The following is a 15,450-nucleotide window of genomic DNA, read 5'->3' as shown; positions in this document are numbered from 1 at the left end:
CGCACAACGAGCGGGGGCGAGTCGACGACCGTCAGCTCACCGCTCGCCACGCGTCGATCAACCGCTCGGCGGCCGCCTTCGGGCTCCAGTGCTCGGCGCGGGCTCGGGCCCGCGCCACCCGGGCCTCGACATCGGCGCCCCCGTGCAACGAGGCGACGATCGCCTCGGCCCAACGGTCCGGGTCCGCCCCGTCGACCAGCAGGCCCGTGTCGCCGATCACCTCGGGCAGTGCGGTGGCGTTGGACGCCACCACCGGAACGCCGGCCCGCATCGCCTCCAACACCGGCAAGCCGAATCCTTCGTAGGCGGACGGAAAGGCGAGGACGTCGGCCTGGCGATAGAGGCCCCGCAGACGTGCCGCCGACACGCGCCCGGGCCGAACCACCCGAACCGGCGACCGCTCGATCGCAGCCTGCACGGCCGCCTCCGCCCGCCCGGTACCCCCGGTCAGCACCAGCGTGACGTCGTCGTCGAGCCCAGCGAGCCGCTCCATGGCTGCGAGCAGGAGTTCGTGACGCTTGTGCGGGTGGGTCACGGCCGGATAGAGCACGACCGCACCGTCGCCGAGCCCGTCGACCTCCGCGGCGTTCGCCTCGATGTGGTCGGCGGCGTCCCATGTCGACGACACGGGCCGTACATCCGCCGGGTCGGCGCCGAGCAGTTCGACCACGGTCGACGCGACCCACTCCGACGGCGTCAGCACCATGCGGGCCGCCCGCACCGACCGGGGAAGCACGAAACCGAGGTAGTGCCGCTTGACGGCGGAGAAGTTCTCCGGCATCTGGAGCGGCTGGAGGTCGTGGATGGTGACGATGTCGTTGCCGTGGTTCCGCGCCGGTACCCGTCCGCCGAAGTGATGGACGACGTCGGCGTCACGGGTGGCCCGGTGGACGATGGTCGATTCCGACGCGATCCGCCAGGGTCGCATCGTCTGTGGGCCGCGCAACGTCACGCACTCGGCGGCCCGCAACCCCGGGTGGGCGGCGAAGAGTGCCGGCGCCCCGATCACGCGCAGGTCGATGTCGGCCGGCGCGGCGGCGATGACCGCCGACAGCAGCCGAATCGTGTATTCCTCACTTCCCCCGACCCGACCGGGCACCAGCCAGGCGAGATTCGCCGCGACCCGGATCATCCCCGCGCCCGCTCGTAGGCGGCCTCGGTGCGCTCGGCGGTCCTGTCCCACGTCATCGACTCGGCACGCCGTCGGCCGGCCTGCGCGACCTGTGCGCGGCGTCGGTCGTCGCCGAGCAGATCCCCGATGGCCGCAGCCAACGCGTCGACGTCGGTCGGGTCGACGACCACTCCGGCATCGCCGACGATCTCCTCGGTCGAGGTACCGGCGCTCGTCACCACCGCCGTCCCCTGCGCCATGGCCTCGAGCACCGGCATCCCGAACCCCTCGAGCAGGCTCGGGAGCGCGAACACCGAGGCGAGGTCGAACAGCACCGCCAGATCGTCGGCGGGCACCTGCCCGATGTGGCGGACATGGGTGGGAGCGACGATCTCTTCGACGTCGATCCCCCATCCGGCAGGACCCGCGAGCACGAGCGGCACCTCGCCGTCGACACGGCGGACCGCCTCCACCAGCGCCGGCAGGTTCTTGCGAGGCTCCGCACTTCCCACCCAGAGCACGAAGGTGTCCGGCAGGCCGTAGGTGCGACGCACGCGCTCGCGGTCCGGGTCGGTCACCTCCGCCGGGGCGACACCCCACGGCACGACGACGATCCGGTCCGGGGCGACCCCGTGCGCGGCGCAGTCGTCCGCCGTGACCTGCGATGGCACCATGATCACCCCCGCGGTGGCCCGGGCCAGATCGAAGCTGCGGGTCATGAAGGACACACCGTGGCGGGTGAAGTGCTCCGGCCGGTGCAGGAAGGCGAGGTCGTGGACCGTCACCGCCAGCGCGGCGCGCCCCGGCGGGGGGACGACGCCGCCGGTGGCGTGGACCACGTCGACCGGCCCGACCCACCGTCCGAGGGCCGGACGACGGAACCGATGCCACGACTCGTACAGGACGCGACGCCCGAGGGGAAGCTGCACGACCGGGATGGTCGGCGTCGCGAGGGTCGACGGCGACTCGCGATGGTGGGCGGCGACCCCGACGACGTCCCAGTTCCCGCGACGAGCGATCGCGTCGAGCGTGCGCACCGTCGACGTCGCCGTCCCGCCCGGCACCCGATGCCAGCACTGTTCGACGACGGCGGCGACACGAGGCATCACGGCCGGGAGTCTGTCACGGCGACGACCGTTCGTGGCGCGCCACACGCAAGTACGCTTCCGGGATGGCTGCGTTCGAACAACAGCGAATCCTCATCACCGGCGGCACCGGATTTCTCGGCCAGGCGGTCCAGGCAGCGCTTCGAGCCCGCGGCGTGACCGACATCCACACCCCGAGCAGCACCGATGTCGACTTCACCGACCGCGCCGCGGCCGACGCCGCGGTGGCTGCGACCCGCCCCGACTGCGTGATCCATCTGGCTGCCCGCGTCGGCGGCATCGGCGCCAACATGGCGAACCCGGCGACGCTCTATCTCGACAATCTCCTGCTCGGCACCAACGTGATCGAGGCTGCCCGCGTGGCCGGTGTGGCGAAGACCGTGGTGGTGGGAACCATCTGCTCCTACCCGAAGCACACGCCCGTGCCCTTCCACGAGAGCTCGCTGTGGACGGGATACCCCGAGGAGACCAACGCGCCCTACGGCATCGCGAAGCTCGCCCAACTCACCCATCTCCAGGCCAACCGTCAGCAATACGACCAGTGCGGCATCTACCTGATGCCGACCAACCTCTACGGGCCGGGCGACAAGTTCCATCCCGACGTCTCCCACGTCATTCCCGCACTGATCCGCAAGTGCGTGCTCGCCCGCGAGGAGGGCGCCGAGGAGATCGAGGTGTGGGGCACCGGGTCGGCATCGCGCGAGTTCCTCTATGTCGACGATGCAGCCGACGGCATCGTGAAGGCCGCCGAGCTCTACGACGGCGCCGAGCCCGTCAACCTCGGGGCCGATCGCGAACTCCTGATCAAGGAGCTCGTCGAGATCGTGGCCGAACTCACCGGCTTCCAGGGCCGCATCCGCTGGGACGGGTCCAAGCCCGACGGTCAACCGCGTCGCTGTGTCGACGCGACGCGCGCACGGGAGCTGTTCGGCTTCGTCGCCGAGACCGACTTCCGGGAGGGCCTCGCGGCGACGATCGAATGGTTCGAGGCCAACCGCGAGCTCGCCGAGTCCCGTCGCAACTAGGTCCGGGCCCGTCCGAGCCGGATCAGGCCCTCTCGTCTAGGCCGACGCGGTGTCGGCGAGCACGCGGGCGAAGTACGCCGCGGTGCGTTCGATGCCCTCGCGCAACTCGACCACCGGCTCCCAGCCCAACAGCTCCTTGGCTCGGGTGATGTCGGGTCGGCGCTGGGTCGGATCGTCGACGGGCAGCGGGTGGTACTCCACCTCGGACGCGGAGTTGACCACGTCGACCACGATCTCGGCGAGCTCCGCCACGGTGAACTCGCTCGGGTTGCCGATGTTGACGGGGTCGTGCTCGTTCGAGTCGAGGAGGGCGATCAGGCCCCGTACCTCGTCGTCGACGTAGCAGAAGCTGCGGGTCTGGGAACCGTCGCCGTAGATGGTGAGGTTCTCGCCGTTGAGGGCCTGCACGATGAAGTTCGAGACCACCCGCCCGTCGTTGGTCCGCATCTTCGGCCCATATGTGTTGAAGATGCGCACGATGCGGGTGTCGAGGTCGTGATAGCGGTGGTAGGCCATCGTCATCGCCTCGGCGAAGCGCTTCGCCTCGTCGTAGACACCGCGCGGCCCGACCGGGTTGACATTGCCCCAGTAGGTCTCGCGCTGCGGGTGCTCGTGGGGGTCGCCGTAGACCTCGGAGGTCGACGCGATGAAGAACGTCGCGTCCTTCGCCTTCGCCAGGCCGAGGGTGTTGTGGGTGCCGAGCGAGCCGACCTTCAGGGTCTGGATCGGCATCTCCAGGTAGTCGATCGGTGACGCCGGGCTCGCGAAGTGCAGGACGGCGTCGACCTCGCCGTCGACATGGACGTAGTTCGACACGTCGTGCTCGATGAACTCGAACCCGGGCGTGTCGACCAGGTGAGCGATGTTGTCGAGGTTGCCGGTCACCAGGCTGTCGATGCAGACGACCTGATCGCCGCGCTCGGCGAGGCGGTCACACAGATGCGAACCGAGGAAACCGGCACCGCCGGTCACCACGACACGCGCCATCAGTTGCGCCCCACACCCTGGTAGGAGAAGCCGCGGCGCTTGACGGCGCCACGGTCGAGCAGGTTGCGCGCGTCGACGATGTGCTTCTCGGCCATGCTGGCGGCGATCTTGTCGAGATCGAGCCACTTGAAGTCGTCCCACTCGGTCGCGATGACGAGCGCGTTCGCGTTCTCGCACGCGGCGTAGGCGTCGTCGACCACTTCGAGGCCGTCGATGTCGACCTCCTTCACGGCCGGGTCGTAGCCGCGGACCGTGGCACCGGCGGCGATGAGTCGACGGGCCACGGCCAGCGCCGGTGATTCACGGGTGTCGTCGGTTCCCGCCTTGAAGGCGAGTCCGAGCAGCGCGATGCGGGCGCCGTCGAGCGGCGTGACCGAACCGACCTTGCGCACGATCCGATCGAATTGCTCGTCGTTCACGGTGACGACGCCACGCATCAGCGCGAAGTCGTAGCCCGCGTCCTCGGCGATCGAGATGATCGCCCGGCTGTCCTTGGGGAAGCACGAACCGCCCCAGCCGGGGCCGGGTCGGAGGAACTCGTGACCGATCCGGTGGTCGTAGCCCATGCCGAGCAGCACGTCGTTGACGTCGGCGCCCACGGCTTCGCACACGGCGGCGATGGCGTTGGTGAACGACAGCTTCGTGGCCAGGAAGGCGTTGGCCGCGTACTTGCAGGTCTCGGCCGATGCGGGATCGGTGACCATCACCGGAGCCCGCACACCGAGGTACAACGCGGCCACACGCCCGGCTGCCGCCTGGTCGTCGGCCCCGATCACCACACGGTCGGGATTCAGGAAGTCGTCGACGGCGGTGCCTTCGCGAAGGAACTCGGGATTCGACACGACGGGGATGTCGGCCCGCTTCATGGCCTGCTCCACCAGCCGGGTGGATCCGACGGGCACCGTGGACTTGTTGACCACGATCGCGCCCGGCTGGAGGTGCGCGCTGATCTCGGCTGCGGCCGACTGGAGGTAGCTCAGATCGGCGGAACCGTCGGCCGATTGCGGCGTCGGAACGCACAGGTAGATGAACTCGGCGTCGCCGACGGCGTTCTCGGCCCCGAGAACGAAGCTGAGCCTCCCGGTGTCGATGCCCTCCTGGACGAGTTCGGTGAGACCCGCCTCGTGGATCGGGACATCGCCGTTGCGCAGGCGCTCGACCTTCTCCGGGACGACATCGGCGCAGATCACGTCGTGGCCCAGGTGGGCGAAGCACGCGCCGGTCGTGAGGCCGACATAGCCGGTGCCGATTACTGCGATCTTGCTCGTCATTGACGCTCCTTCGAGTTCTTCCGCTCGAATCGGCCGAATCCCGGCCCTTTGTGAGTGTACGAGCCGACTAGCTGCAGGACTGGCCTTCGGGCGGTCGGCCGATGATCCCGCCGGTCGTCGTGGGTGCGGCCGGCTCGTCGGTGGGGATGGTGGTCGTCGTGGTGGTCGACTCGGGGGTGCTCGTCGTGGTGGTCGACTCGGGAGCGCTCGTCGTGGTCGGGAGGGTGCCCGACGTGCTCGTGGTGCCGATCTCGGTCGCGCCGTCGAGCGACGGCACCGGACCGTCGCCCTGCGCGGCGACCGCGGCGCGCATGGTCGGCACGTCATGGGGATAGAAGATCAGCACCTGCTCGTGTTCGGTGCCGAGGACGACCGACAGGCCCGCAGCGCCCGGGTCTTCCACCAGACGCGGAATCGGCAGCAGGTAGCGGGCGACCGTCTCGGCCGCTGCCCGCTCCCCCGTCGGATACACGACCACGTTGCCGGTCTCGGCCCGGTCGACCGTGAACGTACGTCCGATCGTGAAGCCCTGGGCGCCGAGCTCGACCGCGATGCGCTCGGTCTCGGACTGATCGGTTCCGTAGAGCTCGAAGGCGACGTCGCTCGCACTACGCAGGTCGGCGTCGCCCCTGAAGATCGCGAAGATCTCGTCGTTGCGCCCCTCGATCGCCCGCTCACCGACATAGGTGGACCCGTCGAAGATCGTGCTGACCTCGATGCTGTAGCGGTCGAGGTTCTCGGGATTGAAGTTGCTGAACGCCTCGCCGACGTCGATCAGCTCGGCGACGGTGAGTTCGGCATCGAGCACGAGGCTCGACGCGCCTGCGGCGATGAGCGACGCGAGCTGGGTCGGATTGCGCGCGCCCCGGTCGATGGCCCGTTCCAGCGCGAGCACCAGGAAATCCTGCTGGCGTTCGACGCGACCGAAATCGGAGTTGCCCACGGTCGTCCAGTCTCCGTCGATCAGCTCCTGGTAGAAGCGTGAGCGCACGTACTGCAGCGACTGCTCGCCGTCGAGCACATGGCACCCGGCCGTCGTGATGTTGAGACCACTCGGGTTCTCGCCGGTCGACGGCTTGTAGTCGCGGGCCGGATGCGCGAACCACACCGGGATGCCGCCGAGTTCGTCGACGACCTCGCGGAAACCGAGGAAGTCGAGCGACATGAAGTGGTTGATCGTGATCCCGAAGTTCGCTGTGATCGTCTCGACGAGGAGCTCGTGCCCCTCCACCAGGAGCAACGAGTTGATCTTGCGTTCCGTCCCTCGGACATCGACCAGCAGATCACGCGGGAGCGACAGCACCCAGGCCTGTCCGGTCGTGGGGTTCACCCGCAAGATGGTGATGCTGTCGGCCTGGAACCCACGCGGATCGACCTCACGCGCGAAACCGGCCGGGTCGTCGGGGTCGAGCCCCTCGGCGCTGTCCTCCCCGATCAGGAGGAAGTTGACCGGCTCGCCCGGGTCGGTGTCGGTGATGAGGACATCGGCCGCGAACTCGACACGTCCGAGGTCGGTGAACGACTCGTAGACGTCGTTGAGGAACCACGACGCGCCGATGGCCGCGGCGATGATACCGAGGGAGCAGAGGATCACGAGACGTTGTGGCCACGTGCGCCGAACGACGACGGTGCCGGACGAGGACATCGGGCGGAGGTTAGTGGAGCATTCGCCCGTTTCGAGGGCGGTCACGCACTCCGGAGATGCACCACGTCGCCCGTCGACACCACATGGTCGACCCCGTCGTCGCTCTGTACGACCAGTTCGCCGTCGGCGGTCAGGTCGACGGCATCGCCCCGCAGCTCGATCCCGTCGGGCATCTCGACCCGCACCCGGGAACCGATCGTGGCCGAATGCGTGCGGAGATCGTCGAGCACACCCGAACCGTCGGCGAGCCGGGGTCCGAGCTCCTCCAGCAGCGCCGCCAGCACCCGATCACGGTCGTCGGGCCCCCCACACTCGACCATCGACGTCGCCCCCGGCAGATCGGCCACCGGGCGGATGTTGATCCCGATGCCGACCACGACGCAGGGGGTGTCGCCCCCGACGAACTCGGCCAGCAGGCCGGCGAGCTTTCCCGGCGCGGCTCCGTCGACCACCACGAGATCGTTCGGCCACTTGGCCAACACGCGGTCACGACAGAGTCCGTCGACGGCGGCCCGGGCCGCGGCGCCGAGCGCCCGCACCACGCCACCGGCCCCCGTGGCCGGGGTCGGGATGCGGAAGCTCACGAGGAGCGCGTCGCCGGGGACGTCCTCCCAGACCCGGTCGAGGCGGCCCCGCCCGGCGGTCTGGTGATCTGTCACGAGCACCGTGCCGGACGAGTCGCCGGCGCGTGCCTCGTCGGCCAGATCGGTGTTGGTCGACCCGGTCGAGGCGACATGTCGCAGCGGCCCGGGGCCGACCGCCTTCGCGGTCGCGGAACTCAGCGGCAGAAAGCCGTCGGCAGATGTCGCATCAGAGGGGTCCATTCGACTAACCATTAGCACGTGTTCAACAAGGTATTGATCGCCAACCGCGGTGAGATCGCCGTCCGAGTCATTCGCGCCTGCCGCGAACTCGGCGTCGCCACCGTTGCCGTGTACTCCGAACTCGACCGCGAGGCGCTCCACGTGCGCCTCGCCGACGAGGCCTACGCACTCGGCGGCCAGACCGCCGCCGAGTCGTATCTCGACACCGAGGCCATTCTCGACGCCATCGAGAAGAGCGGTGCCGACGCGGTGCACCCGGGCTACGGGTTCTTCTCGGAGAACGCCGACTTCGCCCGGGCCATCACCGACCGGGGCGTGACCTTCATCGGTCCACGGCCCGAGGCCATCGAGGTGATGGGCGACAAGATCTCCGCTCGCGAAGCGGCCGAGAAGGTCGGCGTGCACGGGGTCCCCGGCTCGACCGACATCCTCACCGACGCGGCCACGGTCATCGCGTTCGGCGAGGAGCACGGCTGGCCCGTCGCGATCAAGGCGGCCTACGGCGGCGGCGGACGGGGAATGAAGGTCGTCCGCAACGCCGAAGAGGCCGCCGACCAGCTCGACTCGGCTCGGCGCGAGGCGCTCTCCTACTTCGGGCGCGACGAGTGCTACATGGAGCGCTACCTCACCAAGCCCCGCCACGTCGAGGTGCAGATCCTCGCCGACAGCCACGGCAACTGCGTGTATCTCGGCACCCGCGACTGTTCGGCGCAGCGGCGCCACCAGAAGCTCATCGAGGAGGCACCGGCGGCGGGCATCCCCGACGACATCATCGCGGCGATGGGTGAGGCAGCCGTGGCCGTCGCGAAGGGCTGCGACTATGTCAACGCCGGCACCGTCGAGTTCCTCTACGAGGATGGCGGCTTCCACTATCTCGAGATGAACACCCGCCTCCAGGTCGAGCATCCGGCCAGCGAGATGATCACCGGCGTCGACCTCGTCGAGCAGCAGCTGCGCATCGCCTCGGGCGAGCCGCTGCCGTTCACCCAGGACGACATCGAGGTCCGCGGCCACGCGATCGAGATCCGCATCAACGCCGAGGATCCTGCCGGCGGCGCCTTCCTTCCCTCCCCCGGCCCGATCACCACGCTGAAGACACCCGACGGCTTCGGGACCCGCTTCGACACCGGCTACGAGTCGGGTGACGAGATCAGCCAGTTCTACGACAACCTCATCGGCAAGCTCATCGTGTGGGGCCGAGACCGCGACGTCGCGATCAACCGGGCGCTGCGGGCCCTGCGCGAGCTCGTTGTCGAGGGCGTGGCGACCACGATCCCGGCCGATGTCGCCATCCTCGAGCATCCCGACTTCGTCGCCAACGAGCACTCGACCAAGTGGGTCGAAGAGGTCCTGGATCTCTCCGGCGTGGGTGCGACCCCGGCTGCGTCCGCCGACGCCGACGACGCGCCCAAGGTCAAGCGGGACCTCGATGTCGAGGTCAACGGCAAGCGCTTCTCCGTCTCGATGTGGGTCCCCGAATCCGCACCGGCCGCCGGTGGCGGAGGCGCACCGCGTGCCCGCCGCTCCGGGGGTGGAGGCGGCGGTGGCGGCGGCGCCGGATCGGGCGAGGTCGCCGTGCCGATGCAGGGCACCATCGTCAAGATCGTCGTCGAAGTCGGCGACGAGGTGGCGGTCGGCGATCCGATCGTCGTGCTCGAAGCCATGAAGATGGAGAACAACGTCGGCGCCGAGAAAGCCGGCACCATCAAGGAGATCCGGGTCGCCGTGGGCGACTCCGTGGGCGGCGGCGACATCGTCGCCGTCATCGAGTAACCCGAACCCCGCCCGCTTGGGCCAGACTTGGCCCGTGCCTGACGAATCCATCCGCGCTCGCCTCGACGCCGCGCGCGACGCGACCACCACCGTCGACGACCGCGCCGCGGCCCGCCTCGCGCGTGACGACAAGCTCCACGTCCGGGCCCGCATCGAGCTGCTGTTCGATCCCGGGACCTTCGTGGAGGACGGTCGTCTCGCCAACGCCCTCGCCGACGGACTCCCCGCCGACGGCGTCGTCACCGGCCAGGGTCTGGTCGACGGCCGACCGGCGCTGGTCATGGCCAACGACCCCACCGTCAAGGCCGGGTCGTGGGGCGCCCGCACCGTCGAGAAGATCGTCCGCCTCACCGAGAAGGCGTTGACATCCGATCTCCCGATCTTCTGGTTCGTCGATTCGGCCGGCGCCCGGATCACCGATCAGGTGCAGCTCTTCCCCGGCCGTCGCGGCGCGGGTCGTATCTTCCACAACCAGGTTGCCCTGTCGGGGCGGGTACCGCAGATCTGCTGCCTGTTCGGTCCGTCGGCCGCCGGCGGCGCCTACATCCCGTCGTTCTGCGATGTCGTGTTCATGGTCGAGAAGAACGCCTCGATGTACCTGGGTTCTCCACGCATGGCCGAAGAGGTCATCAACGAGCACGTCACGCTCGAAGAGATGGGCGGTGCCCGCATGCACGCCACCGTCTCCGGTTGCGGCGACAACCTGTGTGTCGACGATGCCGACGCGATCGAGTCCGCCCGTGCGTTCTTCTCGTATCTCCCGACCTCCTGGGAGGAGCCCCCGCCCCCGACCCGGTCGACCGGCCCACTCCGGCCGTTCACCGCCGACCTCCTGCCCGTCGACGGCAAGGCGGGCTACGACGTCCGCACGGTGATCGACGCCATCGTCGACACCGACACCTTCTTCGAGATCAAGCCCCTCTTCGCTCCGGAGCTCGTCATCGGGTTGGCCCGGCTCGGCGGCAACACCGTCGGCATCGTGGCGAACAATCCGGCCGCCAACGGCGGCGTGCTGTTCGTCGACTCGGCCGACAAGGCGGCCCGCTTCATCTGGATGTGCGATGCCTACAACGTGCCGCTGATCTATCTCGCCGACGTGCCCGGATTCATGATCGGTACGGAGGTCGAGCGCCAGGGCATCATCCGCCACGGCGCCAAGATGATCACCGCTGTGTCGGAAGCGACGGTCCCGACGGTGAGTGTGATCCTGCGCAAGGCCTACGGCGCCGGCCTCTATGCGATGTGCGGGCCCGCGTTCGGTCCCGACGCCTGCATCGCCCTGCCTTCGGCCGAGATCGCCGTGATGGGGGCCGAAGCCGCCGTCAACGCCGTGTTCGCGAATCAGATCGCGGCGATCGACGACGAGGCGGAACGAGCGGCGTTCATCGCCGAGCGCCGCGACGAGTTCAACGAGGACGTGGACCTGCTCCGGCTCGCATCCGACCTGGTCATCGACGACATCGTCGAACCCGAGGACCTGCGCAGCGAACTCATCGCCCGCCTCTCACTCGCCGCATCGAAGGACCGCACCTTCAGCCGTCGACGCCACGGCGTCCCCCCCGTGTAGGAACCACCCGCCGCACCGGTGTCAGACACCCGCTACACCTGCTACGAGGGTCATTCCGCCGCTTCGCTGAGGGCTTCGGCCAGAGTCGGGTGCACGAGCAGGCTCTCGTGGATGTCGCTCACCGTGAGGCCGTTGGTCACTGCGACAGCGAGCACCGAGATCAGCTCGGCGGCATGGCGGCCCACGATCGATCCACCGAGGACCACACCCGTCGCAGGGTCGGACACGATCTTGACGAAGCCGCGCGAGTCGTCGTTGATGAGGGCCTTCGCAGCCGACGCGAAGGGAACCTTCGTCACGCGCACCTTGCGACCCTCGGAGAATGCATCGGCCTCTGCCAGCCCGACATCGGCGATTTCGGGCTCCGTGAAGATCGCCGATGCCGCCTTGTCGTAGTCGATGAGCCGGCTCCGCTCCGGGTGTAGGGCACCCATGGCGTGTTCGGCGATCTTGCGGCCCTGCATGGAGGCGACCGACGACAGTGGCAGTCGACCCGACAGGTCGCCGGCGGCGTAGATGTGGGGAACGTTCGACACCAGGTTCATGTCGACCGGGACGTAGCCGCCGTCGACTTCGACACCGGCGTTGGCGAGGCCGAGTTCTTCGCTGTTGGGAATCGAACCGATCGCGAGGAGCACGTGGGAGCCCCGGGCGATCCGCCCATCGTCGCAGTTGACGATCACGTCGTCGCCGTCGCGATCGATCCCGATTGCCCGAGCACCCTTGAAGAGGCGCACACCACGCCGCAGGAAGTCCTCCTCCAGGGCCGCGGCGACCTCGGCGTCCTTGCCCGGCAGCACCTGCTGGCGGCTCACGACGAGCGTGACCTCGCACCCCATCGACTCGAACAGGTGGACGAATTCCACACCCGTGACACCCGAACCGATCACGATGGCATGGCTCGGGAGCGACTTCGGCGGATACGCGTCGCGCGTGGTCATGATCCGGTCACCGTCGATGGGCGCCCAGTCGGGGATGCGGGGACGGCTACCCGTGGCCAACACGATGATGTCGGCCTGGTGATCGAAGGTGCCCTGGTCGGAGACCGAACGGACCGTGTGTTCGTCGATGATCGTGCCGGAGCCGTGGATCAGGTTGACGTGTTGGCTGGCCAGCAGGGAGCGGACCTGCGACTCGAGGCGTCCCTCGATCGTGCGCAGACGCAGGGCGAGATGCTCGAGATCGACCTCTGAGCCGACCTCGCCGAGCCCCATCCGCCCGGCGCGGCGCACGAACTGTCGGGCATTGCCCGTTGCGATCATCGCCTTCGAGGGAATGCAGTCGTTGAGGTGGGCGGCACCGCCGATCACGTCACGCTCGATGAGGGTCACGTCGGCCCCCAGACGAGCCGCCGTGGTGGCGCACGAGTTTCCGGCAGGACCGCCGCCGATGATCACGATTCGAGTTGGCATCGCCGCCGAGGTTACCGGCCCGGCCGCCGTGCAACGGGGAGCTGCAGTCGTCCGGTGGCGGGGAACAGCATCGCGGCCCGGCGAACACTTCCCGCTAGATTCGCCTCTCGTGGCCACCGCCGCTCCCGCAACCCACGGGCAAGACGACACGACCCCACCATGGCGGTGGCGGGGAGCCGGACTCGGACTCGCCGCTGTCGCCCTCATCGGAGGGGTCGTGCTGCGCGTCGTCGCGCCGTCACCCCTGTGGCTCGACGAGGCGTTGTCGGTCAACATCGCGAGGCTCGGGTTCGGCGACATGGTCGACGCGCTTCGCCACGACGGTCATCCGAGCCTCTACTACCTGCTGCTCGGCTGGTGGATGGACCTCTTCGGCGACTCGAACGGCGCGGTGCGGGCACTGTCGGGGGCCTTCTCCCTCGCAACCGTGCCGGTGGCGTGGGCCCTCGGCCGGCGACGTTCCCCGCACCTCGCGGCCGTCGCCGCCCTCGTCGCTCTGACCTCGCCGTTCCTGCTGCGCTACGGCACCGAAGCGCGCATGTACGCACTGCTGTCGTTCCTCGTGGCCTGCGGGTGGCTCGCCGTCGAGCGGGCAATCGACGAGCCGAACCCGAGACGGCTGGCGTTGGTCGCGCTGGCGACCGCCGCGCTGGTGCACACCCACTATTGGTCGTTCTGGCTGATCGGCGCAGCGTTCACGATGCTCGCAGCGACATACCTCGTTGAGCCCGAGCGCCGTGGTCTCGTGCTCCGCCTCGGCGGTGCCATCGCCGCCGGCGCCGCAACGCTCGTCGTGTGGCTCGGCGTCTTCTTGGAGCAGCTGGGCTCGACCGGCACGCCGTGGGCCGACCGGGCCCGTCCGGCAGAGGTCGTGATCGAGTCGATGCAGGCCGTCGGGGGCAACAACCGTTTCGAGGGTGAACTCCTCGGCATCGTGTTGCTCGTGCTCGTCGTCCTCGGCACATGGGGAGCAAGCCGGCCCGACGGCATCGTGCTGCGCTTCTCCCGAGGGCCGCTGACCATCGCTGCGCTGGCAGTGGTGCTCACACTGGCGATCGGGGGCGCCGTCGCCCTCCTGACTGCCGGAGCATTCGAGAGCCGCTACGCCGCAGTCGTCGTCCCCTTCCTCCTCCTGCTCGCGGCGCGGGGCCTGACACTCATCCCTGGGCGAGCCGGAACCATCGCCGTGGCGCTCGTCGTGCTGTTCGGCCTGGCGATCGGAGTCGACGAGGCACGCCGCGACCGCACCCAGGCCGGCGAGGTCGCCGCCGCGATCGACCGAGACCACCAACCGGGCGACGTGGTCGCCTTCTGTCCGGACCAGCTGGGGCCGGCCACGATCCGCTCTCTGACCGCCGAACTCGAGACGATCGCCTATCCCCGCGGCGACGGCACCCTGATCGACTGGCAGGACTATGCCGACGTGATCGACGCGACATCGCCGGAGGACTACCTGGCTCGCCTCGAAGCCGCGGCGGCCGGCAACGACATCTGGCTCGTCGCCGGGCTCGGCTACCGGAGCCTCGGCAACCGCTGCGAAGCCATCATCGACTCGCTGAACCGCACCCACCGTGCCAACCAGGTCATCGCGCCGGCGTCGGTGTTCGAACCGATGCTGCTCACTCGCTACGAGCCGCTGTCATGAAGGGGTGGAGACGCGACTTCATCGCCTCGCTGACCTCGTGGACCGAAGCGCGCCTGTATGTGGCGACGGCCTACATCGCCACCTGGGCGATTCTCGACCGGCTCGAACCACCGCCGGCCTTCTCCCCGATCGACGACGGGCTCATACCCTGGGACGGGACCTGGTACCGCGATCTGGCCCTCGACGGTTACGACTCTCCGGCGCTGCGGGGTGGCGTCCGGTTCTTCCCGTTGTGGCCGCTGATGGGCCGATTCTTCGGAATGATCGGCGATCGACCCGACATCGCACTCGTCGTGCTCTCCAATGTCCTCGCGCTCGTCGCCGGGATGTTCCTCCATCGCCTCACGGTCCAGGAGACCGGCGACCACGCGACCGCCCGCCGCACCGTCAGACTCTTCGCCCTCTTCCCGCCCGCCTTCGTGCTCGTACTGGGCTACAGCGAATCGCTCTACCTGTGCCTCGCCATGGGATTCTTCCTCACGGCGCGGTCCCGGCGGTGGGGGGCGACGGCGCTTCTCGGGTTCCTCGCCGGCCTCACTCGTCCGGTCGCCGGGCTGCTGGCGTTCCCGGCGGCGGTGCGAGCTTGGCAGACCGACCGTCGATCGCCCGTTGCCCTGCTCGGTGTCGCATCCGCACCGCTCGGCACCCTGACGTTTCTCGTGTGGGCGGAACGGGAACAGGGCGGCTGGCGGGCACCCATCGACGCGCAGCGAGAGCTGCGGGGCGAGGTCACCGAACCCGTGAGCCGTCTCGTGCGCGGACTGATCGACGGGTTGGGCGGCGACCAAGGCGAGCTGTTCCACAGCCTGGCCGCCCTGATCCTCATCGGACTCGCCGTCCACGTGGTGCGCAAGCTCTCGGTCGACCTGTGGGTCTACACGATCCCGTCGACGCTGATGCTCGTCGCAGCCGACAACCTGAACTCGATGGAGCGATACGCCCTGAGTGTGTTCCCGCTGGTGATCGCGGCGGCGATGATCAGCAGGAACCAACGTCTCGACCGCTGGCTCCCGACGGCGTCGGCCGTCGCGCTCACCATCGTCACCACGCTTGCACTCAACGGGGTCTACGTCCCGTGACGCGG

The 15,450-nt window shown here is 69.0% G+C and carries 12 protein-coding genes; 5 read left to right on the top strand and 7 right to left on the bottom strand.

From position 1 onward, the window contains the following. Positions 1-31: 31 nt before the first annotated feature. Positions 32-1,132 (bottom strand): glycosyltransferase family 1 protein, encoded by a 1,101-nt coding sequence (locus tag R2707_02060; protein MEZ5243854.1) that lies wholly within the window; start codon positions 1,130-1,132, stop codon positions 32-34. Continuing rightward, positions 1,129-2,217, bottom strand: coding sequence for a glycosyltransferase family 1 protein (locus R2707_02055; GenBank protein MEZ5243853.1), 1,089 nt, complete (start codon positions 2,215-2,217; stop codon positions 1,129-1,131). The genes R2707_02060 and R2707_02055 overlap by 4 nt, the downstream gene beginning before the upstream one ends. A 65-nt stretch (positions 2,218-2,282) precedes the next feature. Between R2707_02055 and R2707_02050 the strand changes: the two genes are divergently transcribed. Then, on the top strand, positions 2,283-3,242 hold the full coding sequence (locus R2707_02050; protein MEZ5243852.1) for a GDP-L-fucose synthase: 960 nt from the start codon (positions 2,283-2,285) through the stop codon (positions 3,240-3,242). Positions 3,243-3,278: 36 nt separating this feature from the next. Here R2707_02050 and R2707_02045 read toward each other — a convergent pair whose 3' ends face one another. The 4 genes from R2707_02045 to R2707_02030 form a co-directional block, all read right to left on the bottom strand. Continuing rightward, positions 3,279-4,229, bottom strand: coding sequence for a UDP-glucuronic acid decarboxylase family protein (locus R2707_02045; protein MEZ5243851.1), 951 nt, complete (start codon positions 4,227-4,229; stop codon positions 3,279-3,281). Continuing rightward, positions 4,229-5,500 (bottom strand): UDP-glucose/GDP-mannose dehydrogenase family protein, encoded by a 1,272-nt coding sequence (locus tag R2707_02040; protein ID MEZ5243850.1) that lies wholly within the window; start codon positions 5,498-5,500, stop codon positions 4,229-4,231. Before R2707_02040 ends, R2707_02045 begins: the two co-directional genes overlap by 1 nt. 67 nt (positions 5,501-5,567) lie before the next feature. Beyond that, positions 5,568-7,145, bottom strand: coding sequence for an LCP family protein (locus R2707_02035; GenBank protein MEZ5243849.1), 1,578 nt, complete (start codon positions 7,143-7,145; stop codon positions 5,568-5,570). A gap of 41 nt (positions 7,146-7,186) precedes the next feature. After that, a complete protein-coding gene (locus R2707_02030; protein MEZ5243848.1) occupies positions 7,187-7,969 on the bottom strand; it encodes a biotin--[acetyl-CoA-carboxylase] ligase in 783 nt (260 codons plus the stop codon). Positions 7,970-7,987: 18 nt separating this feature from the next. Here R2707_02030 and R2707_02025 point away from each other — a divergent pair, with 18 nt between their 5' ends. Together R2707_02025 and R2707_02020 are read left to right on the top strand one after the other, a co-directional pair. Continuing rightward, positions 7,988-9,742 carry an acetyl-CoA carboxylase biotin carboxylase subunit gene (locus R2707_02025; protein ID MEZ5243847.1) on the top strand — a complete coding sequence of 585 codons (1,755 nt, stop codon included), beginning with the start codon at positions 7,988-7,990 and terminating at the stop codon, positions 9,740-9,742. A 34-nt stretch (positions 9,743-9,776) separates the two neighbouring features. Beyond that, positions 9,777-11,309 (top strand): acyl-CoA carboxylase subunit beta, encoded by a 1,533-nt coding sequence (locus R2707_02020; protein MEZ5243846.1) that lies wholly within the window; start codon positions 9,777-9,779, stop codon positions 11,307-11,309. Between the two features lie 50 nt (positions 11,310-11,359). On the opposite strand, the gene R2707_02015 is transcribed toward R2707_02020, so the two are convergent. Then, positions 11,360-12,928 (bottom strand): FAD-dependent oxidoreductase, encoded by a 1,569-nt coding sequence (locus R2707_02015; protein ID MEZ5243845.1) that lies wholly within the window; start codon positions 12,926-12,928, stop codon positions 11,360-11,362. Between R2707_02015 and R2707_02010 the strand changes: the two genes are divergently transcribed. After that, on the top strand, positions 12,831-14,366 hold the full coding sequence (locus tag R2707_02010; GenBank protein ID MEZ5243844.1) for a glycosyltransferase family 39 protein: 1,536 nt from the start codon (positions 12,831-12,833) through the stop codon (positions 14,364-14,366). The two genes, R2707_02015 and R2707_02010, sit on opposite strands and share 98 nt — an antisense overlap. Continuing rightward, entirely contained in the window at positions 14,363-15,445 is a 1,083-nt protein-coding gene (locus R2707_02005) for a mannosyltransferase family protein (GenBank protein ID MEZ5243843.1), read from the top strand. Before R2707_02010 ends, R2707_02005 begins: the two co-directional genes overlap by 4 nt. Positions 15,446-15,450 lie beyond the last annotated feature (5 nt).

It is taken from the genome of Acidimicrobiales bacterium (genome assembly GCA_041394245.1).
In the GTDB taxonomy this organism is placed as follows: Bacteria; Actinomycetota; Acidimicrobiia; order Acidimicrobiales; family Aldehydirespiratoraceae; genus JAJRXC01.
Note: the sequence above shows the minus strand (reverse complement) of the source record. Positions and strands in the feature narration are given on the sequence as shown.